Genomic DNA, 19,149 nt, shown 5'->3' with positions numbered 1-19,149 from the left:
TGCCGTGCTCGCCGACTTTGTTTGGCACACTAGACTGATCGTCCCGCTTCCCTCACATCGCCTACCATGAACATCGTCTGCATCGCCTGGGGTTCCCTGCTGTGGAAGCCCGCACCCTTGAAGCTGGCCTCCGGCTGGCACCCCGGCGGCCCGCGCCTGCCGCTGGAATTCGTGCGCAAGAGCGACGACAGTGCGGAAGTGGCGCTGGTGCTGTGCGAAGGTGCGCGCGAGATGCCGACCTACTGGGCCTGGCTCGACACGCAGGACCTGGATGCGGCGCGCGCGATGCTGGGCGAGCGCGAGAAGATCACGCCGGCGCGGCCGGACTGGATCGGCAGCATTCCGTCGCGCGACGGTGCGCAAGAAGACGCGCGCATCGCGGCCTGGCTGCGGCGCATGCGCTTCGATGCCGCGGTGTGGACCGCGCTTCCGGCCAAGTTCGGCGGCGAGTCGGGGCGGGTGCCGACGGCGGAGGAGGTGGTGCGTACCCTGGATGGCCTGCCGCAGGAAGAACGCGCCGAGGCCGAGCGCTACGTGCGCTCCACCCCGGCGCATATCGATACCCGCTACCGCCGCATCATCGCGGCGCGGCTGGGCTGGTACGCGCAGCGCGACGCGTCGGTGACGCGAATGCGATAGATATCACTTGTGCCGAAGGCGCAGCAGCCAAACCGGTTCAGGCACCGGTGTCTTTCTGGTGTTGCTCGGTCAGGTATCTCCGGTAGAAATCGATAAAACTCCTGACTTTCGCCGGCACCTGGCGCCCGGGCGGATACACGGCATAAATCCCCGCGGTGGGCAGGGACCATTCCGGCAAGACGCGCATCAAGCGCTGTGTGGCGATGCCCTCCTGGGCATTGAACTGGTCCATCACGGAGACGCCCATCGCTTCCTGAAGCAAGGCGCGCAGGGCGCTGGGCGAATCGACCCGGATGCGCGATGTGACATGGACCGTCCTGGTTTCCCCAAGCTGGGAGGCGAACTTCCAGGTGAGTGGCGTCGGCAGCAGGGTCAGGGAAATCCAGTCGAGCGACGCCAGGTCTTCGGGATTTGCTGGACATGCCCTGCGTTCGAAGTAGCCTGGCGCTGCGACCACGTATTGTTCGAAGTCCGCAAGTTTGACCGCCCGGTTGGATGAGTCCCGCAGCCACCCCAGGCGGATGCCGACATCGATGCCCGCATCGATCAGATCGACGACGCGGTCGTTCGTGCGCAGGTCGATTGCGAGATGGGGATGCCGGCCCGCGAATTCGGCAAGTGCAGGTGCGAGGGACAAGGCGGCATGGTCGACCGTGGTGCTGATGCGAAGCGTCCCCCCGAGCTGCTCCCGGCCCGACGCGGCGCGTTCGAGCGCCTCCGTCAAACCATGCAGCAGGGGCCTGCATTCCTCGTAGAGCGTCTGCCCCGCATCGCTCAAGGCGACTCTGCGCGTGGTGCGATGAAACAGTGCCATCCCGAGCTTGGATTCCAGTCGGCCGACTTCGACGCTGATCTTGGCGGTCGCCACGCCGAGCCGCTCCGCCGCGGCAGTGAAACCTCCGCTTTCGGCAACCGCCTCGAATACGAGCAAGTCATTCAAATCAATCCTTCCGGGGAGCGCCATACGACACCTTATCTTTAAGAAATACGTAAAAGTGAATTATGAATTGATGTGTTTTTCTGTTCAATACCCCGTGTGATCATGCGCTTTATCGGCGGACTGACCCGCCGCCAATCTTGATCACACCATGGAGAAGCTCATGAAAGTTGCCATCATCGGCGCCACCGGTTTCGTCGGTTCGGCCTTGTTGAAAGAGGCCGTCGCACGGGGACATGAAGTCACTGCCCTGGTCTCGGACCCGCGCAAGCTACCCGTCGCGAACGGTGTCCACGCCGTCCAGGGCGACGTGCTTGCGCAGGACGATCTCGCCGCCAAGCTGAAGGGACATGAAGCCGTCCTGAGCGCCTTCAGCGGGCATGCGCAAACCGACGTGCTTGGCTATTACCTCAAGGGGATCCGCTCAATCGTCTCGGCAGTCAAGCAAGCCGGTGTTCCCCGTCTGCTGCTGGTGGGCGGCGCCGGCGCCCTGGAAGTGGCCCCCGGTGTCCAGCTCATCGATACGCCGCAATTCCCCGCCGAGTGGAAAGGCACGGCGGAAGGCGCCCGCCAGGCCCTGGATGTGCTGCGCCAGGAGCGCGACCTGGACTGGACCGTCCTGGCGCCCTCCGCCCATCTCGAACCAGGAGAGCGTACCGGCAGGTTCCGCCTCGGGACCGACGCGCTGCTGGTCGATACGGAAGGCCGCAGCCACATCTCGCTGGCCGACTATGCGGCTGCCATGATCGACGAACTCGAGCAGCCGGCGCACTCGCGTACCCGTTTCACCGTGGGATACTAGGCAGTGCTCGCGCGTGATCGCAGGCAGGCTAGGTGGATTCGTTCTTGAAGATCCCGCGGATGTTGGTGACCATCAGCGCCGTCTGCAGCGCGATCAGGGCCCAGGCCTCGTCGTGGATGCCCCACACGATCCACAGCACGTTACTGAGGATGAAGGTGCAGAAGCCGAACACGCGGCGTTCGGCGCGCTTCGAGCCGATCAGGTAGGCGGCGGTGAGGGTGACCAGCATCGCCGGCCACTGGAGGAAGTCGATGAATTCATCCATCCTTCACGCCGCCTTCTTGCGGTGCGCGGGGGCCGTCGATGCGGTGGACTTCGCCGTGGTTTTCTTTGCCGCCGGTTTCGCCACAGCCTTGGCCGCGGTCTTGCGCTTCGGGGCCGCTCCGCTGGCCGCGACGCGATCGCTACTGTGCGAGGCTGTCTTGCGTGTACGCGGCGGGGCCTCTTCCTCGTCGTCGTCCTCCACGGCCGGACGGCGCTTCTTCGACGGCGGCGGTTCGTCGTCGTCATCGTCCTCGTCGGCCGCCGCTTTCGAGGGTTTCTTGCCCAGGCTGGCCTGCAGCAGCGAGACCAGGTCGATCACCTTGCCGGTCTCGCGCTTGGTTTCACCCGGTTCCGGCATGGTGATGGTCTTGGTCTGGTGCGCCTTGACCTTCTTCTCGATCAGCGCCAGCACGTCCTCGCGGTAGGTGTCGTGGTACTGCTCCGGGTCCCAGTCCTCGGCCATGCCCTGGACCAGGGCCATCGCCATCTTGAGTTCCTTGTCGGTGATCTCGGCCTTGCGGTCGCTCTTGGTCGGGATCTTGAGGTCGCCCGCGTCGCGGATCTCGTCGGCGTAGCGCAGGGTGTTCATGACGATGGTGTCGCCCACGCACACCAGCGCCGCCAGGTGCTGCTTGACGCGGATGACGACGCGCGCGATGCCGATCTTGCCGGCCTTGCGCAGGGTTTCGCGCAGCAGGGCGTAGACCTTGTCGCCGCCCTTGCCGGGCGCGAGGTAGTAGGGCTGCTCGAAGTAGAGCAGCGAGACGTCTTCGGCATCGACGAAGGCGAGGATGTCGATGGTCTGGGTCGCTTCCGGGTTGGCGCGCCGCAGGTCTTCGTCGGACAGTACGACGTATTCGCCGCTGGTGTACTCGTAGCCCTTGACGATGTCGTCCCAGGAGACTTCCTTGCCGTTACCCTTGTTGTAGCGTTTGAAGCCGACCGGCGAGAAGTCGCGCCGGTCGAGCATGGTCAGGTCGAGCCCCTTGTTGTCGACCGCCGGATACATATCGACGGGGATGTGCACCAGCCCGAAGCTGATCGCACCCTTCCACATGCTGCGCGGCATAACGGTTCTCCTTGTTGTCAGTGTCCTTGAACTTACTCGCCCACGGTGCCGGTGATCGGCAGGATCACGCCGGTGATGTAGCCCGAGCACACCGGCGACGCCAGGAACACGTAGGCCGGCGACAGTTCTTCCGGCTGGGCCGGGCGCTTGTAGGTGGTGCTGGCGCCGAACTCCTTGATCTTGTCGGGCGACTGGTCGGCCGGATTGAGCGGCGTCCAGACCGGTCCCGGGGCCACGCAGTTCACGCGGATGCCCTGGTCGATCACGCTGGCGGCCAGCGACATCGTGAAGGCGTGGATGGCGCCCTTGGTGGCCGAGTAGTCGAGCAGCTTGGCCGAGCCTTTCAGGCCGGTCACCGAGCCGGTGTTGATGATCGAGGAACCCTGCTTCAGGTGCGGCAGGGCGGCGCGCGCCATGTGGAAGTAGCCGTAGATGTTGGTGCGGAAGGTTTCGTCCAGGCGGTCCTCGGTGATGTCCAGCAGCGAGCTGGCATGCTCCTGGAAGGCTGCGTTGTTGACCAGGATGTCGAGGCGGCCGAATTCGGCCACGACCTTTTCCACGGCCTCGTTGCAGAAGTCGGCGTCCTTGACGTCGCCGGGGATGGTCACGCAGCGCCGGCCTTCGGCCTCGATGCAGCGCTTGGTTTCGGCGGCGTCCTCGTGTTCGTTCAGGTACATCACGGCCACGTCGGCGCCTTCGCGCGCGAACAGCACCGCGACGGCGCGGCCGATGCCGGAGTCGGCGCCGGTCACGATGGCAGTCATGCCTTCCAGCTTGCCGCTGCCCTTGTAGTGTTCGGCCATGAACTTCGGCTTCTCTTCCATCTGGGCTTCGATGCCCGGCTTGGCGAGGTGCTGCTCGGGCATCGGCGGGGCCGGCTGCTGGATGCCGGTCTGCACCGGCTCCTCGCTCTCGCCTTTTTGCATGCTGCCGTCGCGCTGGTCCTGGCGGCTCTGGATCGCCTTCTGCTTGTTTGCCACATCATCCTGGTTTGCCATTGCATTCCTCCCATTTACGTTCGCGTTCGATCGACCGGGAGAGTATTCATTGCGGCGCCCTCGAGTGACGGTGCGCTTCCACACACTCGGAGACAATTCTTGACTATCCGCTCACAGTGCTTTGTGGCAAACTTGGCATCGCTTTTTCAGAATGAGCTTGTCAGGAAAGAACATGGAAGAAGGGATGTCCCAGGGGGCGGGCGCTGGCCCGGCCTTGTCGTGCCTGTACGTGAATCCGGCCGGGCAGCGCCGCAGCGAGTTCCAGCGCGCCTGCGACGGCCTGTTCGCGCACCTGGAGGTGGCCGACGGCGCCGAGCAGGCGGCCAGCCTGCTGGCGCAGCAGCCGGCCGATGTGCTGGTGCTCGACCTCGAGCGCTTCGAGATCGGCATCGACCTGCCGGCCCTTGGCCAGCTGGTGGCCGGGCGCGCGGGTGCGCCGGTACTGGTCCTGTGTCCCTTCACCAATGCGCGCTGGCTGCCCTCCCTGATGTCCCACGGCCCGCTGGCGTATGCGATCGGGCCGCTCAGGCCGGAAGAGATCCGCATCGAAGTGAGCGCGCGCCTGGCGCAGGGCTTCGCGCTGCCGGTGGCGCCCGGCCCGGTCGAAGCGGAACTGGCGGCCCTGCTGGCCGTGCGCAGCGAGGCGCAGCAGGCGCTGGCCGAAGCCGACGACAGCATCCGCTTCGGCGAGCGCTTGTGCGTAGCCCTGCGCGGCTGCCCCGGCGTGATGCACGCCGCCGTGTTCCAGCTGCACGAGGGCGGCGACCTGCGCCTGGAAGCGCAGCACGGCCACCACGGCCTCGACCTGGCCAAGGTCCTGGGGCGCGCCGAGCGCCTGCTGCAGTCGCCGCTGCGCCATGCCTTCCCGGGTCTGCTGGCCGCAGCCGGCGGCGAGCCCGCCTTGCTGGACGCCCTCGACAAGGCCGGCGAGCCGGTACTTGCGCAGGCTCTGCAGGCCCAGGGCGTGCGCATGGTGCTCGGCCTGCCGATTCCCGCATCCGGTCCCGGCGCCCCGCGCGGCGCACTGTGCCTGCTGTTCGACGGCGCACGCGCGTTCTCGCGCGCCGAACTGGGCGCGTTTGCCGACCTGGCCCAGCTGGCCGCCTTTGGGCTGCGCATGGCGGAGCTGATGCGCGAGAGCGAAGAGCTGCTGGGCCGCGTGACCCAGCTGGCAACCCTGGATGCGCTCACCGGTGTGGCGAATCGCCGCCACGGCGAATACCTGATGGAGCAGGAGATCAAGCGTGCGCGCCGCTACCGCCTGCCGCTGGCCCTGATCGCCTTCGACATCGACCGCTTCCGCAACATCAACGACGCCTACGGCCATCCGGTCGGCGACATGGCGCTGCGCATCGTCACCGATACCGCGCGCGCTTTGCTGCGTTCGAGCGACGTGCTGGTGCGCTCGGGCGGCGAGGAATTCCAGGTGATCGCGCCGCACACCAGCGCGATCGACGGTCTCAAGATGGCCGAGAAGCTGCGCGCGGCGATCGAGCAGGCCGAGATCCCGGGCTGCGACCACGTCACCGTCAGCCTCGGCGTGGCCCAGCTGGGCGAACTCGAGAACGGCGATTCGCTGGCGGTGCGGGTCAACGCCGCGCTGGCGCGCGCCAAGCGGGCCGGGCGCAACTGCGTCGAACTGGCGATGCAATAGGGTGGGAACGGCCCGGACCCTGTGGTAGGCTAGCGGCTTTTCTGTCAAGCAATACTCCTATGTTCTCCTGGCTGCGGAATTACCGGCGTGCCTTGCTGCCGGGCGACATCAGCGCCGGCATCGTGGTGGCGATGATGATGATCCCGCAGGGCATGGCCTATGCCCTGGTGGCCGGCCTGCCGCCGGTGGCCGGGATCTACGCCAGCATCGTGCCGCCGGTTTTATATGCCCTGTTCGGCACCAGCAGCACCCAGTCGGTCGGCCCGATGGCGATCATCTCCCTGATGACGGCGTCCACGCTGGCGCCCCTGGCCGCGCCGGGCAGCGCGCTGTACGGCGTGCTGGCGGCCCAGCTGGCCTTCCTGTCGGGCGCGGTGCTGCTCGCCTGCGGCCTGCTGCGCATCGGCTTCCTCGCCAACTTCTTTTCCCGTCCCGTGATGAGCGGCTTCACCATCGGCTCGGCGATCCTGATCGCCTGGGGCCAGCTGCGCGTGCTGCTGGGCGCGGCGCCGCCCGAGCTGCATGGCCCGAGCGCGGCGCTGGGCCTGGGGGCGCTCGCGCTGCTGGTGTGGTCGCGCCACTTCATGGCGGGCGCACTGCGGCGCCTCGGGATGCCGCCGGCGGCGGCCGACATCGGTGGCAAGCTGGCGCCGATGCTGGTGGTGGTCGGCGCCACTGCGCTGGTGGCTGTGCTGCACCTGGATGCGCGCGGCGTCGCCACCACCGGTTCGGTGCCGGTAGGATTGCCGGGCCTGAACCTGGCCACCTCCAGCGCCCATTGGCAGGCGCTGCTGCAGCCGGCGCTCCTGATCGGCTTCATGGTCTTCCTGATCAGCATGTCGGGCGCGCAGACACTGGCGCTCAAGCGCGGCGAAAAGCTGGGCAGCAACCGCGAACTGCTGGGACTCGGTGCGGCCAATCTCGGCAGCGCGCTGAGCGGCGGCTTTCCGGTCACGGGCAGCATCTCGCGCTCCGCGGTGAACTTCTCGGCCGGCGCCAATACCCAGCTGGCGAGCCTGATCACGGCCGGCCTGCTGGCCCTGGCCCTGGTGGCGCCGACCGGCTGGCTGGCGCTGCTGCCGCTGCCGGTGCTGGCGGCCACCATCATCGTCGCCGTGCTCGGCATGCTCGACCTGTCGACCTTGCGCGCCGCTTGGCGCTACGACCGCGCCGACGCCGCCGCACTGCTGGCCACCGCCGCCGGCGTGTTGGTGCTGGGCGTGGAGGCGGGCGTCGTGGTGGGCGTCGCGCTGTCGATGGGGGCGCTGATCTGGCGCGCCAGCCGGCCGCACATTGCGGTGCTGGGCCGCATTCCGGGGAGCGAACACTTCCGCAACGTGGAGCGCTATTCGACCGAGACCGCGCCAGGGCTACTCATGCTGCGGGTAGACGCCGGCCTGTTCTTCGGGAACGTGGAGGCGGTGAACGAACGCATCGAGGATGAACTGGCGGCGCACCCGGACACGCGTCACCTGGTGCTGGTGCTGTCGGCGGTGAACGCGATCGACACCTCGGCCCTGTTTGGCCTGGCGGAACTGAATACCTCGCTGCGCCAGCGCGGCGTGCTGCTGCACCTGGCCGAAGTAAAGGGGCCGGTGATGGATCGCCTCAAGCACAGCACCTTGCTGCAGGCGCTGAACGGGCGCCTGTTCTTGAGTGCGGCGGTGGCCTGGGACGAGCTGGCGCCCGGCCAGCCCGGCCCCACTTAATGCTTTTTTAATACACCGCTGTCAAACTGCCGCGAACTCAACAATTCCTCGGAGTATGCGATGCGTTACCACTTCCTGACCCTGGCGCTCTTCGTGCTCGCCGGCCTGCTGTGGTACCTCGGCATGCGCTACAACATCGGGCTGCTGGTGCTCGCTGCGGGTCTGCCAGAGCTGTTCGCGTGGAAGCGCGTGTTTAAAAAGCGTGCCCCAGTCTGACGGATGGCGTTTTTAGTGCCCGGGTGGCCAGGCTGCGGCTCAGCCTTGGCGGCGCTGCGGTTCGGACGGGTCGCGCGGCGGCGCCAGCTTGATCGGCGCGGCCTGGTCCGGATACAGGCCCTGGCGGCCTGCGTAGACGGCCGCGATGGCCGCCATGTCCTGGTCGGCGTCGCCGCTCAGGGTCAGGGTGTCGACCACGCTCAGTACCTTGGTGCTGTAGTCGATGTACACCAGCAGCAGCGGCACCTTGGCGGTGGTGGCCAGGTGGTAGAAGCCGCTCTTCCAATGCGGACGGTAGCTGCGCGTGCCTTCCGGCGTGATCGCGATCCAGCACCAGGGCGCGGCCAGCATGTCCTGGGCCAGCTTGCGGGTGGCGCCCATCGAGGCGCGGCGGTCGACGGCGATGCCGCCCCAGTAGCGCATCAGGCCGCCCATCACGCCGCGGAACAGCGAATCCTTGGCCAGCCAGCGGAACTTCAGGCCGACCGCCCACTTGGCGAGCAGGCCGATCGGGAAATCCCAGTTCGAGGTGTGCGGATAGACCACGGCGATCCCGTGCGGGCCGGGCAGGGGCTTGAAATGCACTTGCCAGCCGGTCAGGTTCAGCAGGCGAAGCGCAGTGCGCTGGCCCCAGGTGGGAAGTGCCGCGGGACGCAGCAGGTACTCGCTCATCGATTCTCCGTCGCTGTACAAAATGTTTTCCGGCAGTTTTTATGTTCTTGCGGAAAAATAAGCGACGAATTCTATAGCGAGCGGGGGCTGGGAACAAGCGAAATAGCTGGTGCCAGTGATGAGCTGTGGTTATGATGCGGCTACTTTTTCGGCAATATTGAAGAGCGTTTAACACATGGATATCACGATTTACCATAACCCGCGCTGCGGGACTTCGCGCAACACCCTGGCCGCCATCCGTGAGGCGGGCCATGAACCGCAAGTGGTCGACTACCTGGCCACGCCGCCGTCGCGCGCCCAGCTGCAGGAGATGATCGCCAGCGCGGGCCTGACGGTGCGCGAGGCGGTGCGCAGCAAGGAAGCGCTGTTCGGCGAGCTGGGACTGGACCAGCCGGGTGTCGACGACGGGGCCCTGCTCGATGCGATGGCCGCGCATCCGGTGTTGATCAACCGTCCCTTCGTGGTCACGTCCAAGGGCGTGCGCCTGTGCCGCCCCTTCGAACTGGTGCGCGAGATCCTCTGAGCCGAGCCGCCGCCCGATGCCAGACCGGCACTGAGCGGCTGCCCACCTATTGGCCCGCCGCTGGCGAGGGCACACCGGCCGGTTCCGCCTCGGTATACGGCACGGCCCCGATATCGATCTGGCGCCGCGGCCGGATCGCCACCGTGTCGCCCGCATCGGGCGCCAGGCCCTTGCCGATCGCCGGCGAACCCGGCTGGAGCCGGAAGTCCGGCGTGGGCAGCGTGCGGTTGTAGTCGGCGAACAGCGGGGCCGCTGTCACGGTGCCCGTATGCTGGCGCCCGGCCGACAGTTTCCAGTCGCCGCCGGCGTTCTGGAACACCAGGTTGTTGCGGTAGCTGATGTTGTCGCCGGTCGCACCCTGTTCCAGGACCCCGTGGCCATTGTCGTAGACGATATTGTTGGCCGTGTGGGTGTGGTCGTTCGGCCCCTCGCTGTGATAGAAGTCGCCGCCGCCGACCACGATGCCGGTGCCGCAGCCCACCACCGTGTTGCTGCGGATCGTGACGTGGCTGGCGTCGTGCCACAGGTGGATGCCGGCGCCCGAGGCGCGGTAGATCACGTTGTCGCGCACGCTGGCGGTGGTGCTGACGTAGATGCCGTGCATGTAGCGGCATTCCGGCGGGCCGATGTCGTGCACCTGGTTGCCAACCACTTCGGCGTCGTTGCCCTTGTAGTAGCTGTCGATGCCGATCCCGGCGCCGCCCTTGGCCTCGCAGGGCACGTCGTTGCCGATGTGGTGGATGTGGTTGTGGTGGATGCCGTTGTGCGAGCCGCCGTTGTAGATGCCGCTCAGCCACTTCATGCCGCTCTGGTACTGGCCGCCGTCGATTTCGAAGCCGATGATGTCGAGGTAGTTGGCGCGGTTGTCCCAGGCCGCCGGCTGGCGCGAATCGAGGGGCGGCACCAGGCGCGCGCCGCCGCGTTCGGTGGATTCGAACACGATGCGCGCCTCGGCCGTGCCGTGGGTATTGGTGCGCACCCCGCCGAAATAGGTGCCGGGCGCGACGTGCACCGTGGTGCCGGGCGTGACCGCCTGGGCGGCGCGCGTGAGCGTGCGGAAGGGTTCGTCGCGGGTGCCCGGATTGCTGTCCGAGCCGGATGGCGCCACGTACAGATGGGTGCGCACCAGCTCGGGAATCACGAGGTCTTCCTGCCCGGTCTCGCGCAGGCGGCAGCCCGACAGGAGCATGGCGGCGCACAGGCCGGCAAGGAGGATGGCAGACAGGGAGCGGGCGGTGGAGCGGATCGTGGAACGGTAGTGGCGCATCTTTCCCTCGTGGCGGCGGACATCACCGAAGCAGTTTGACCCAGCACAAGCGGGAGCGGGGCCGGTTGCCTCAATGGTGACTTTGAGGGGCCGCAACACGAGGCCGCACCTCGAGGTTTACACGGCCTGCACCACCACCGGCATATACGTGTCCACGAATTCGGCCGGCATGCGGCGCGGCCGGCCGCTGCTGATGTCGATGCAGACCAGGTCCCAGCGCCCGCGCAGCACGGTGGCCCCGTCGCTGTCGCGCAGCAGCTGGAAACGGCGTTCCATCGCCAGCTTGCCGTCGCCGGCCACCAGCCAGGTGGCCAGGGTCAAGCGCTCGCCCAGTTGGGTCGGCAGCAGGTAGTCGTACTCGCCGCGCCGGATCGCCATGGCGCGGTCGAGGCGGCGGTAGTCGTCCAGCGACAGGCCCAGCTGTTCCGAATGGGCCCAGCCGGCCTGCTCGCACCAGCGCACGTAGACGGCATTGTTCGTATGGTTCAGGCCGTCGATGTCGCCGGCTTCCGGCGTGACGGGCAGGGTGAAGGGTTGCGGGTAATCCCAGTCCAAAATGACCTCGTGAAGCGTGGATCGGCAAACCGCTATTGTACGGCCCGCCGCCGGGCGGCGTCAGGCGGCGCCTCACGGCCCCCAATCCAGTTCCACCAGCAGGGCCTGGTGATCCGACCCCTGTTCGCTGGCATCGACCCGCACCCGCCGCACCCGTTCGGCCAGGTCGGCGCTGGCGAACACGTAATCGAAGGTGAAGGGAGCGCAGGCTCCGGGACTGGCGTCGTGCAGGCCCACGGTGGGCGCGTGGCGCCGGCCCGGCTGGACCAGCTGCCAGCAGTCGCGCCAGGGCTGGACCTCGTCGCCGAAGGGCGCCAGCAGGCGCTGGTGCTCGGGCGAGCCGGGCAGCATGTTGAAGTCGCCCGCAAGCAGCGCCGGCATGGCCCGCGGCGGCTGCGCGAAGGGGCCGCGGCCGGGCGCGGGTGGCGCGCAAGCGTGCAGGCTCGCCTCGCGGTGCAGCTCGCGCAGGCGCTCGACCTGGGCCAGGCGCTGGCGCTGCGAGAAGTATTCGAGGTGGACGGCGTGGACGCGCAACAGGCCGCCGGGCGCCGCCACCGTGAGTTCGAGCGCCGTGCGGGGCATGCTGATCACCTCGGGTTCGGACGGCCAGGGCAGCGAGTGGCGGAAGGCCTGCAGCACCTGGTGGCGCGAGAACACCATCATCCCGAAACGGCGGCGCGCGCCGGGCGCGGCCTCCAGGCCGGCGGTGTCGCAGGCGAGGGCGCTGAAGCCGGTGTAGCCGGGCAGGCGCTCGCGCAGCATGGCGAACTGGTCTTCGCCGCCGGCGGTGTAGCCGCTCGAAACTTCCTGCACACAAAGCATGTCAAAACTGCAAAAGCGGTCGAGGCATGCGATGATACGGTCGAGGTCGGTCTTGCCGTCCGGGCTGCGGCCGGACTGGATATTCCAGGTAACGAGCTTGAACATGAAGGGATCCTTTCGTGGATCCTCAGGCTAGCGCGCGGTCCCGGCAGGATGTTTGAACAAGGTCAGGCGTGCGGGCGAACGGAGCCGCATGTGGGGAGAACGGATGTTTACGATGATCCTGCTGCTGTACCTGCAGCAGCACCGCGACGTCATGCTGGAGAGCACCAGCCTGCGCGGAACCTACCAGACGAAAAAGGCGTGCGAGGCCGCGGCGCTGCGCCTGCGCGGTCCCTTGCCGACGCCGCAGGGCTATGCGGCCGCCTGGCACGACGCGGTGTGCATTCCAATCCAGCGCAACGTCATCGTCAACGAAGGCAAGCCGGTCGACCTCGGCAAACTGCTGCAGGGGCGGCCGCCGGTGGTGTGCGAAGGCACCGGAGCATGGCGCCGCGTGGCCGAGCTTTGTGCACCGGCCAGTAACGGCGCCGGCGGCGGGGCGTCGCAGGCCCCGCAGGCCCGTTCAGTCCGCTGAAACGCTGTAGCCGGTCACGCGCCACGCGCCGTCCTTGTCGAGCACGGTGGTGACTTTCTCCAGCACCTTGTTGTCCTTCTCGAATTCCGAATCGAATTCGAAGCTGACCCGCTTGCCGCCCGCGTCAAGCGCGGTCGACTTCAGCTTGCGGACGCGGAGCTGTCCCAGCGGCAGGTGGGTGGCGCTGAGGAGCATGTTCCATGCCATTTTCGGTGTGTTCGCGCGCACGTCGCTCGCACTGGCGTCCCAGGCGCCGGAATAATCTTCCTTGTCGACCAGCTTCAGCCAGCGCTGCGCCGAACCGTGGGCGGCCGCCAGCGCCTTGCTGTCCTGGGCGAAGGCCGGATTGGCAACCAGTACGCATGCCGCAAGCGCGGTCGCGATCATCTTTTTCATTGTGAATCTCCTTCTGCTTGATGCCGCCATGTTAGCGCGGCTGCGCATAGGCGGACCGGCCATGTGGATGGAATGACGAAAAGGAGGAGCAGGAGGTCGAAAGCGCGGAGGAAGGGTTCAGTCGCGCTTCCATTCGGCGTGGCTCGGGCACTGCACCTCGCCGGCCCGTCCCGCGCCGCCCTGCACGTCGAACAGCACCTCGCCGCCGCCGACGGCCCCGCCGATCTTCGGCCCCACGCTGCCGCCGCTGCGGCACATGGTCTTGCCACCGCGGCGGAAGCGGTAGATCACTTGGCCGTCGGGCGCGGTATAGGTCTCACTGCTCACGCCCAGGCCCCGGTCCTTGTGGGCCGCTTCGAGCGCGCGCGTGAAGCGTCCCCAGGGCGTGTCGGCGATTTCGGGCACGCCCGATTTGCCCTTCCTGAGTTCACGGTCGATGGCGCGGGCATCGCGCTTGGCGCGGCCGACCATCGCGTCGAGTGGGGATTCAGCGGGAGCTGCGGGCTCGGTGACGGCAAAGGGATCGGTAACCGGCGCCGGTGGCGTGACCGGTTCCGGCTCGCTCTCCGCTGGCGCCAGTGTCGACGGACTACGTGCGCGCGCAGCAGCAGGTGTGGCATTGCGGGGTGGAGGCGGCGCGGCGCGCACTTGCGCCGGGGCCGGTGGAGGCAGGGGAATCAGCTCGAGGACCCGTTCCCCGCGCTGGTCCTGGGCGGGCGGATGCGCGATCCGCCAGCTCCAGGCCAGCAGCAGGTGGACGCCCAGCGTGGCCAGCAGGGGCCAGCCGGGCGTGCGGCGCGGGTAGGCCGCGTATGCCAAGGATTACGACTTCGGCGCGGTCATCGCCTTCTTGACTGCGACGCAGCGCTGGTCTTCCTGCAGCGTGTCGAGCAGCGAGCGGCGGGTGCCGGCCGACAGGTCCTTCATGGTGTCGGCGGCGCGCTGCAGGCGCTGGACGCTCGCCAAGGTGCAGCTGGCCGGGATCATCGTGTTGGCGTAGCTGCGCATGAAGACCGGGCCGGCCGCCTTGTCGATCGCCGGCAGCTTGGCCAGGCGGTCGCTTGCGGTCTGCTCGGCCAGCTTGTGCTGCTCGACCGGGTACATGCTGCCCATCGCCGTGCGCACGCGCGAGAACGGCAGCTTGGTCTTCAGGTCTTCGACCGTCGCCATCCACTCGGCCTTCACCTTCGGATCCGGACGCACCACGGTGGCCGCGATTGCCGCGCCCTGGCCGGTGTCGGACTTGTCGCGCGCCTGCTCGGCTTCGAGCAGCGCGGCCGCGCCCTGGTAGTTGAAGCGGTTCAGGCGGGTGATGATGGCCCAGCGCTGGTCCTGGCTGATGTTCAGGCCTTCGGTGCCTTTACCCTCCAGCATGCCGGCCAGGCGCGCCAGGGCTTCCGGGCTGCTCGCCACGCTCATGTAGGTGCCGAACCAGCGGCGCTGGAAGTTGTCGTTGCCTTTATAGGCGACGACACCTTGCCAGGCCATGTCTTCCAGCGCCTTGCCGGTCTTGCGGGTATAGGCGTTGTCCAGGCCGGTCGCGGTCAGGTAGTACTTCGACTGCGAGACCTTGCCCAGCACGTCGCCCAGCAGGGTGTAATCCTTCTCCTGCGGTGCATTGGCAAGGGCCACGTCGATGAATTCGTTCAGCGGCAGCTTGGCGTCGCGCACGCCGTCCCACAAGGCTTGCCACAGCATGGCGCGCAGCAGCGGGTCGTCGACGCCGCTCAGGGTGTTGCGGGCAGTCTCGAAGGAGCGCTTGTCGAGGTTGACCTTCACGAAGCCCCAGTCCTGGTAGTTCGGATAGACCAGGTCGGGGCAGGCCGCGCCCACCATGCCGGGCACTTTGGTGGTGGCGCCGGAATAGGTGACGGGGACGTTCTTGGCCAACACCAGCTTGCCGTTCTCGAGTTTGAAGGCGCCTACCTGCACGCGCTGTTCGCGCAGGGTCGGCAGTTCCTTGCTTGGCGCGGTCTGGGCCAGCGAGAAGGACTTGATCTTGCCGTTCGAGCAGGTGTAGTTGGCGGCGATGGTGTTCACGCCGGCCTGGTACAGCCAGTCCTTGGTCCACTTGCTCAGGTCGCGGCCGGCCGCTTCACCGAGGCTGCCGATGAAGTCATCCAGCTTCGCGTTCTGCCACGAGTACTTGACCAGGTAGTTATGCACGCCCTTGCGGAAGACCTCTTCGCCCAGCATGTGGCGCAGCTGTTTCAGGGTCGAGGCGCCTTTCGAATAGGTGATCGCGTCGATGTTGTCAAAGGCGTTGGCCGAGGAGGGTACCGGCACTTCGATCGGGTGCGTCGAGACCTTCTGGTCCATGTTGTAGGCACCTTGCTTGTCCTGCTGGTAGAAGGCCTGCCAGGCGTCCTTGAACTCGGTCGACTCGGCGGTGGCCAGGGTCGCCATGAAGGACGCGAAGCTCTCGTTCAGCCACAGGCCGTTCCACCACTTCATGGTGACCAGGTCGCCGAACCACTGGTGCGCCATCTCGTGCAGGATGACCTCGGCCAGGGTCGCCTTCTGGGCGGCGGTCATCTCGGCCTTGTACAGGAAGCCGCCTTCGGCGAAGGTGATCGCCGCCGCGTTTTCCATCGCGCCGTACAGGAAGTCCGGCACCAGCAGCTGGTCGTACTTCTCGAACTGGTAAGGGATGCCGAAGTAGTTGTCGAAGAAGCTGAGGCCTCCCTTGGTGTAGCGGAACCAGTCGGCCGGGGTTACCTGGCTGGCCACGGACTGGCGTGCGAACAGGCGCATCGGGTACTTGCCGCTGTTGTCTTCCCAGACCTTGTACGGGCCGGCGTGCAGCGAGAAGTTATAGGGGCTCAGCTTTTTCGACGTGGGGAAGCTCCAGCGCTTGCCGCCGGTGGCATCCGCAACCTTCGACTCGCGGGTGGTGGTGACGACCTGCCAGTCGGCCGGCGCATTCACGGTGACGGTGTAGGTGGCCTTCAGGTCCGGCTGGTCGAACACGGCGAACATCTGGTGCGCGGCGGCCGGCTCGAAGTGCGAGTAGGTATAGACGCGGCCATCGACCGGGTCGACCATGCGGTGCAGGCCTTCGCCGTTGGTGCTGTGCAGGCGCTCGTAGCTGACGGTGACGGTGTTGCGGCCCTTGGCCAGGTCTTGCGGCGCCAGGGTGATGAACCAGTTGTTGTAGGCCGGGGTGACCTGCTTGCCGTTGACCGTGACCGATTTCACCGTCGCCTTGTCGAGGTCGAGCGTGACCGCGGAGTCCGTATCCTTCAGGTCGAAGCTGACGGTGGTGGTGCCCGCGAAGCTTTCCTTGCCGGTTAGCGTGAAGTCGAGGACGTAGTCCACGTTCGACACGCGCGCTGAACGGGCCATGGCGTCCGCCTGCGACAGGTAGGCGTTCTCGGCGCGCGCTGGCGCCGGAGCGGCGCTGGCTGCGTTGACGGCAAAGGCGGAAGCGATGGCGATCGCCATCACGCGGGGTGCGAAGTAGTTCACGTGGTCTCCTGGACAGCGCAGCTGGGTGCGCGATAAAAATAATCGCGCAAGAATAGCATGGGCAGGCTGTCATTTACACCACATACATATCAGTTCGTAGAACGTATGTACGTGGTGTAACGAGGAGACCGTTTAGGCCAGCGCCGGGTAGTCGATGTAGCCTTCTGCGCCCGGATGGTAGAACAGCTCCGGACGCGGCTGGTTCAGCGGTGCATCTTGCGCCAGACGCTTCGGCAGGTCCGGATTCGCGATGAACCACACACCGAAGGCCACCGCATCGGCTTCGCCCGACTGGATCAGCTGCTCCGCGCTTTCCTTGGTCAGCTTTTCGTTGGCGATGTAGACGCCGCCGAATACCTCCTTCAGCTGCGCGCGCAGGCTGTCGCCGCCGATGGCTTCGCGGGCGCAGATGAAGGCGATGCCGCGCTTGCCGAGTTCGCGCGCGACGTAGCCGAAGGTTTCAAGCGGGGTCGAGTCGCCCATGTCGTGCGAGTCGCGGCGCGGCGCCAGGTGCATGCCGACGCGGTCGGCGCCCCACACCTCGATGCATGCGTCGGTCACTTCGAGCATCAGGCGCGCACGGTTCTCGATCGAGCCGCCGTACTGGTCCTTGCGCTGGTTGGTGGAGTCCTGCAGGAACTGGTCGAGCAGGTAGCCGTTGGCGCCGTGGACCTCCACGCCGTCGAAACCGGCTTTCTTGGCATTCTCGGCGCCCTTGCGGTAGGCGGCGACGATGCCAGGGATCTCGGACAGATCGAGCGCGCGCGGGGTGGCGTAGTCGCGCATCGGGCGCAGCAGGCTGACGTGGCCCTTCGGCTGGATGCTCGAGGGGGCGACCGGCAGCTGGCCGTCGAGGAAGTGCGGATCCGAGATGCGGCCGACGTGCCACAGCTGCAGGAAGATGCGTCCGCCCGCCTGGTGCACGGCCTCGGTGACCTTCTTCCAGCCTTCGACCTGTTCGTCCGACCAGATGCCCGGGGTGTCGGCATAACCCACGCCCATCGGGGTGACGGCGGTCGCTTCCGACAGGATCAGGCCTGCCGACGCGCGCTGCACGTAGTACTCGACCATCATCTCGTTCGGCACGCGGCCGCCGCCAACGGCGCGGGCGCGGGTGAGCGGGGCCATGATGATGCGGTTCGGCAGTTCGAGTGCCCCTACTTTGATCGGGTCAAACATCGTCGTCATGTTGTTGTTCCTATAGTCCGTCGTTCAGTTGATTGAGGAAGGCATCGATGACTTCCTCGTTACGCTGGAAGAAGATGAACTGTCCGACGCGCCGCGTGCTGACCAGGCCGGCCTTGTGCAGGGTCGCCAGGTGGGCCGAGACCGTCGATTGCGACAGCCCCGTGCGCTGGTCGATCAGCTTGCAGCACACCCCCAGGTCGAGCGGGTGTTCCTGCTCGGCGAAATGCTGGTGCGGGTCCTTCAGCCAATGCAGGATCTGGCGCCGCACCGGGTTGGCCAGGGCCTTGTGGATCGCGTCGATGTCCATGAGCTCTTCCTTATATCGGGTTCTTTCGATCCGAATATCGTCATCTTACGATATGTTCGGAAATCCTGCTGAGGCCGCCTTATTTCGTGCTTCAGGGATGGCCTGCTTACTCGCGGCCGAACGATGGATTGGGGCGGGTCATGTAGTACCACTCCGAGTTGGCGCCGGCCTTCGCATCCGGGAACAGGATGCGGCCGCTGAATTCGGCCGTGACCTTGCTGCCGTCGGCGCGCACGCCGATCTCGTCGCCTTCAGCCACCGGGTCGAAACTGGCCCACTGGCGCGAGAACTGGTCGTCCGCGTGCAGCTTGTCATGCACCACCACCATCGACAGTGCTTCCATCTTGTCGAAAGCGATCGGCTCCGGGTCGGGCGCGGCGATCAGCGCTAGGTGCGCCAGGGTGTTCATGATGGCGCGGTAGGCGACTTCTGGGGCTTGCGGGTCGACGTGCTGGCCGCATTCGAGAGTCAGCGCATAGCCGCCCGTGGTGCGCATGAATTCGGTGGTGCCGACGCCGTAGCGCAGCACGGTTTCCAGTTCATCGGCATTGCGGCTGCGGCGCTTGACGCCGTCGCCGTAGGCCGCCAGCCAGCCATCCACGAAGCGCGTCACGCCCAGGCGGCGCGCCCAGGCGCGTTCTTTTTCCGCATGCTTGAAGGGCTGCAGCGGACCATCATTGTTCAGCGGGCCGACCATCACGAAGGGCAGGCCGCCGGTGGCATTGAAGGAGTGCAGGTCGAGCAGCACGTCGTGCTGGGCGAGCAGGGGGCACAGCCAGTTGGCGATCTGGTCCTCGAAGTCTTGCGGGTCGTCCTTGGGGAACAGGTTGCGGTTCAGGTTGCGGTCGCCGTTGCGGGTGTTCTGTTCGTAGGCCTTCGGGTTCACGATCGGCACGAAGGTCACGCTGCCGGCTGCGATGTGCAGCTTGCCACTGTCGATTTCCTCCATCACGCGGCGGATCGCGATCGTGCCGCAGACTTCATTGCCATGGGTCGCGCCCATGATGATGACGCGCGGGCCCGGCTGGATGCCGGTGTAGTTAACGGATTTGAATTGATACTGGCTGGGGGAAGTCATTGCGTTGC

General features: G+C 66.7%; 21 protein-coding genes. 7 read left to right on the top strand and 14 right to left on the bottom strand.

Annotated elements, in window-relative coordinates:
* The first annotated feature begins 66 nt into the window (after window positions 1–66).
* Window positions 67–639, top strand: coding sequence for a hypothetical protein (locus GV068_RS24410; RefSeq protein ID WP_159704168.1), 573 nt, complete (start codon window positions 67–69; stop codon window positions 637–639).
* Between the two features lie 37 nt (window positions 640–676).
* Here the strand turns inward: GV068_RS24410 and GV068_RS24405 are convergent, their stop codons facing one another.
* A complete protein-coding gene (locus GV068_RS24405) occupies window positions 677–1,579 on the bottom strand; it encodes a LysR family transcriptional regulator (protein WP_201303346.1) in 903 nt (300 codons plus the stop codon).
* Between the two features lie 160 nt (window positions 1,580–1,739).
* Here GV068_RS24405 and GV068_RS24400 point away from each other — a divergent pair, with 160 nt between their 5' ends.
* The gene (locus GV068_RS24400; protein WP_159704161.1) at window positions 1,740–2,378 is read left to right on the top strand and encodes an NAD(P)-dependent oxidoreductase; all 639 of its coding nucleotides are present in this window, start codon (window positions 1,740–1,742) and stop codon (window positions 2,376–2,378) included.
* A 28-nt stretch (window positions 2,379–2,406) separates the two neighbouring features.
* On the opposite strand, the gene GV068_RS24395 is transcribed toward GV068_RS24400, so the two are convergent.
* From GV068_RS24395 to GV068_RS24385, 3 genes are read right to left on the bottom strand one after another with little or no spacing between them, the layout of a single operon-like run.
* Window positions 2,407–2,643, bottom strand: coding sequence for a hypothetical protein (locus GV068_RS24395; RefSeq protein WP_159704158.1), 237 nt, complete (start codon window positions 2,641–2,643; stop codon window positions 2,407–2,409).
* A 3-nt stretch (window positions 2,644–2,646) separates the two neighbouring features.
* Window positions 2,647–3,711, bottom strand: coding sequence for a Ku protein (locus GV068_RS24390; protein WP_159704155.1), 1,065 nt, complete (start codon window positions 3,709–3,711; stop codon window positions 2,647–2,649).
* Between the two features lie 32 nt (window positions 3,712–3,743).
* Complete coding sequence (locus GV068_RS24385; protein ID WP_159704152.1) at window positions 3,744–4,709, bottom strand: SDR family oxidoreductase; 966 nt, start codon at window positions 4,707–4,709, stop codon at window positions 3,744–3,746.
* A gap of 172 nt (window positions 4,710–4,881) precedes the next feature.
* Between GV068_RS24385 and GV068_RS24380 the strand changes: the two genes are divergently transcribed.
* From GV068_RS24380 to GV068_RS24370, 3 genes are read left to right on the top strand one after another with little or no spacing between them, the layout of a single operon-like run.
* Window positions 4,882–6,363 carry a diguanylate cyclase gene (locus GV068_RS24380; protein ID WP_229464481.1) on the top strand — a complete coding sequence of 494 codons (1,482 nt, stop codon included), beginning with the start codon at window positions 4,882–4,884 and terminating at the stop codon, window positions 6,361–6,363.
* 59 nt (window positions 6,364–6,422) lie between these two features.
* A complete protein-coding gene (locus tag GV068_RS24375) occupies window positions 6,423–8,072 on the top strand; it encodes a SulP family inorganic anion transporter (protein ID WP_159704149.1) in 1,650 nt (549 codons plus the stop codon).
* Between the two features lie 60 nt (window positions 8,073–8,132).
* On the top strand, window positions 8,133–8,288 hold the full coding sequence (locus GV068_RS24370; RefSeq protein WP_159704146.1) for a hypothetical protein: 156 nt from the start codon (window positions 8,133–8,135) through the stop codon (window positions 8,286–8,288).
* A gap of 39 nt (window positions 8,289–8,327) precedes the next feature.
* Here the strand turns inward: GV068_RS24370 and GV068_RS24365 are convergent, their stop codons facing one another.
* A complete protein-coding gene (locus GV068_RS24365) occupies window positions 8,328–8,960 on the bottom strand; it encodes a 1-acyl-sn-glycerol-3-phosphate acyltransferase (RefSeq protein WP_159704143.1) in 633 nt (210 codons plus the stop codon).
* 175 nt (window positions 8,961–9,135) lie between these two features.
* On the opposite strand from GV068_RS24365, the gene arsC reads away from it, so the two are divergent.
* Window positions 9,136–9,483, top strand: coding sequence for an arsenate reductase (glutaredoxin) (gene arsC / locus GV068_RS24360; protein ID WP_159704140.1), 348 nt, complete (start codon window positions 9,136–9,138; stop codon window positions 9,481–9,483).
* Window positions 9,484–9,529: 46 nt separating this feature from the next.
* Here arsC and GV068_RS24355 read toward each other — a convergent pair whose 3' ends face one another.
* The 3 genes from GV068_RS24355 to GV068_RS24345 form a co-directional block, all read right to left on the bottom strand.
* Window positions 9,530–10,750 carry a right-handed parallel beta-helix repeat-containing protein gene (locus GV068_RS24355; protein WP_159704137.1) on the bottom strand — a complete coding sequence of 407 codons (1,221 nt, stop codon included), beginning with the start codon at window positions 10,748–10,750 and terminating at the stop codon, window positions 9,530–9,532.
* 117 nt (window positions 10,751–10,867) lie between these two features.
* Window positions 10,868–11,305: a thioesterase family protein gene (locus GV068_RS24350; RefSeq protein ID WP_159704134.1), complete on the bottom strand. Its 438-nt coding sequence runs from the start codon at window positions 11,303–11,305 to the stop codon at window positions 10,868–10,870.
* A gap of 72 nt (window positions 11,306–11,377) precedes the next feature.
* Entirely contained in the window at window positions 11,378–12,232 is an 855-nt protein-coding gene (locus GV068_RS24345) for an endonuclease/exonuclease/phosphatase family protein (protein WP_159704131.1), read from the bottom strand.
* Between the two features lie 103 nt (window positions 12,233–12,335).
* On the opposite strand from GV068_RS24345, the gene GV068_RS24340 reads away from it, so the two are divergent.
* The gene (locus GV068_RS24340) at window positions 12,336–12,704 is read left to right on the top strand and encodes a hypothetical protein (RefSeq protein WP_159704128.1); all 369 of its coding nucleotides are present in this window, start codon (window positions 12,336–12,338) and stop codon (window positions 12,702–12,704) included.
* On the opposite strand, the gene GV068_RS24335 is transcribed toward GV068_RS24340, so the two are convergent.
* The 6 genes from GV068_RS24335 to GV068_RS24310 all read right to left on the bottom strand — a co-directional run bounded on the left by GV068_RS24335 (window position 12,693) and on the right by GV068_RS24310 (window position 19,141).
* Window positions 12,693–13,100, bottom strand: coding sequence for a DUF4019 domain-containing protein (locus GV068_RS24335; RefSeq protein ID WP_159704125.1), 408 nt, complete (start codon window positions 13,098–13,100; stop codon window positions 12,693–12,695). The two genes, GV068_RS24340 and GV068_RS24335, sit on opposite strands and share 12 nt — an antisense overlap.
* Before the next feature lie 117 nt (window positions 13,101–13,217).
* Entirely contained in the window at window positions 13,218–13,919 is a 702-nt protein-coding gene (locus GV068_RS24330) for a hypothetical protein (RefSeq protein ID WP_159704122.1), read from the bottom strand.
* Between the two features lie 3 nt (window positions 13,920–13,922).
* Entirely contained in the window at window positions 13,923–16,568 is a 2,646-nt protein-coding gene (gene pepN, locus GV068_RS24325; protein ID WP_229464480.1) for an aminopeptidase N, read from the bottom strand.
* Between the two features lie 132 nt (window positions 16,569–16,700).
* A complete protein-coding gene (locus GV068_RS24320) occupies window positions 16,701–17,756 on the bottom strand; it encodes an alkene reductase (RefSeq protein ID WP_159704119.1) in 1,056 nt (351 codons plus the stop codon).
* A gap of 10 nt (window positions 17,757–17,766) precedes the next feature.
* A complete protein-coding gene (locus tag GV068_RS24315) occupies window positions 17,767–18,063 on the bottom strand; it encodes a helix-turn-helix transcriptional regulator (RefSeq protein ID WP_159704116.1) in 297 nt (98 codons plus the stop codon).
* A 106-nt stretch (window positions 18,064–18,169) separates the two neighbouring features.
* A complete protein-coding gene (locus GV068_RS24310; RefSeq protein ID WP_159704113.1) occupies window positions 18,170–19,141 on the bottom strand; it encodes a succinylglutamate desuccinylase/aspartoacylase family protein in 972 nt (323 codons plus the stop codon).
* Window positions 19,142–19,149 lie beyond the last annotated feature (8 nt).

Origin of the sequence: Massilia sp. 9I (assembly GCF_902506415.1) — a bacterium.
GTDB lineage: Bacteria > Pseudomonadota > Gammaproteobacteria > Burkholderiales > Burkholderiaceae_D > Telluria.
The sequence above is the reverse complement of the archived record's forward strand: the minus strand, read 5'-3'. Positions and strand labels throughout refer to the sequence as shown.